The sequence below is a fragment of the Cupriavidus sp. 01L45 genome, assembly GCF_056399885.1.
In genome coordinates this window covers 1-2,010 of record NZ_JBFTSG010000145.1, presented here as the reverse complement: position 1 = coordinate 2,010, position 2,010 = coordinate 1, and the positions used below count along the sequence as shown (strand labels likewise).

Here is a 2,010-nt window from a genome sequence, read left to right as displayed (position 1 = left end):
ACCTCGATCTCCACGCCGCGCAGCAGGCCGCCTTTAACGAGCTTTTGCAGGGGCCGGTGCCGCACGTCCGTGATGGCATCGATGCGCCGGCGGTTCATCTCGCCTTCCGTCCAGTCGTAGAGGGCAAGACTGCCGCGCAGGACCTCGGCATCGAGCAGCGACAGGTAGTTTGGCGCCAGGTGCGACAGCACGCGCCAGTGGAAGCGGTCGGCGGTGGGCGGGTACACCGGCAGGGTCGGTGCGGTCAGGTTGCGCACCGCGCCGATGTTGGCGAACCCGTTTTGCATACGCGTAATGCCGGCCTCGCGCAGACCCTTGCGGGGCAGCATGCCGTTGGTGCCCGTGACCGACAGCGACAGCGTCTCCTGGGGCAGGGTCTGTTGCTGCTCCCAGGCATGGCCGCCGAGCACCACCCAGGTGTCGAACCTGCCCGAGGGACCGCGGCGCACCCGGGTGTGGAAGTAGCGCTCGGGCATCTCATGGCGCAGCATGCCGCCCCGGTGGCGAAAGGCCGCGAACGGCGCGTACTCGAAGCGCGCGCCGCTCGCTGCCTCGAAGCCGCGCACGGTATCGACCGAGTACGCTTCGACATGCTGCCCGTGTTGCTCCATGGCCCGCACCCGGTACTCGGTCTCGACGTGCGTGACCGTGATCGGGTCGGCTTCCAGTTCGAACAGGTTGATGATGGGCGTGCAGAAGAGCCGCACGTTCTCCGCCGAGAAGCGCATGTCGTCGGGGAACGGCCTGGYCAGTACCGCCTCCACGTCAACATGCCCGGTACCTGGCGGGATGGCGCCCATGTCCAGCCCCACCAGATCCACGAACATGAACTTCTCGGGAAAGGTGAAGTACTCCAGCAGCAGCTGGTAGCCACCAAAAGCATTGTCCGGCTTGGGCCACAGGCGTGCCTGCGCGTCGAAGCCGGCCGCTTCCAGCGCCAGGCCGGGCATCGCCTGGGACGCGCCCGGGCGTTGCTCCGGGTAGCCGGGGATGCGCACCTGCATGGCCAGCGGCCGGGCGGTCAGCGCGGCATACAGCGCCAGTGCCAATGGCCGGTCGGCATGGAGGTAGAGCCGCAGGCGCGGCACCGCCAGYGGCTCGCGCAGTGCCTGCGCCTGTAGTTCGAGCCTGAACCGGATCACCGAGCGGCCATCCTCGCGCGCATAGGCGTTGGCCTCGGTCAGGCGCAGCGGGTACAAGTCGACYGCTTGCGTGGTCCGGTAGATGCATTGCACGGCATCATTGCCACCGGCTGCCTGCGTGCCAAGCGGCACAGGGTCGGACAGCACCTCCAGTCCGGCCGGCACGGTTTCGTGGCGCTGCARCGTGTCAAKGGTCGGGGACAACTCGAGGATCGACAGCGACGGGATCATGCGCAGGTAGTGCGGCCACAGCATGCTGACCAGCCCTTCGGTCAGCTCCGGCAGCTCGTCGTCCAGCTTATGGCGCAGCCGCCCCAYCAGGAAGGCRAAGCCCTCGAACAGCCGCTCGACATGGGGATCGCGCTCGCCGATGCCGTCAATATTGAGCATGCGCGCACGGTCGGGAAACGCCTGGGCGAACTCCTTGCCGGCTTCGCGCAGGTAGCGCATCTCCGCTTCGTAGTAGCGCAGGATTTCGTTGTCTTGGGTGGGATCGGTCATGAGGCTGTCAGTTAACTCGCCGGTCAGGCGATGGCCACGGCACGGGCCGGGTCGATGGCGGTCAGATCGCCGAGCAGGGCTTCGATACGTTGAGCAAGAGCGACCTTGTCCGCGTCCTTGCGCGTCATGCGGGCCTTGARCAACCGCAGCAGCTGCTGCTTGGCCTCGAACGCGAGCGAAGGCTCCCAGGTGGCCAGCTGAAAGCGCTGCGCGTTCACCTCGAGGGCGCCCAGCAAGTGCAACGCCGTGTCCGCGCGACCCGCACGTTCGGCCACGCGCGCCATCACCAGTTGCCGCACGAAGCGGTCGCGCTCACCGTCCGGCGCCGGCAGGCCCTGCAACCAGGCGAACGCGGCATCGAGGCTCT

2 protein-coding genes are annotated in these 2,010 nt (G+C 67.6%); both read right to left on the bottom strand.

Annotation, left to right across the window (positions count from 1 at the left end):
- The coding region (tssF, locus tag AC1DT6_RS40405) for a type VI secretion system baseplate subunit TssF (protein WP_441637689.1) at positions 1–1,643 on the bottom strand (1,643 nt) is incomplete at its 3' end.
- Between the two features lie 23 nt (positions 1,644–1,666).
- On the bottom strand, positions 1,667–2,010 hold a 344-nt coding region (locus AC1DT6_RS40400; RefSeq protein ID WP_477112228.1), incomplete at its 5' end, for a type VI secretion system domain-containing protein.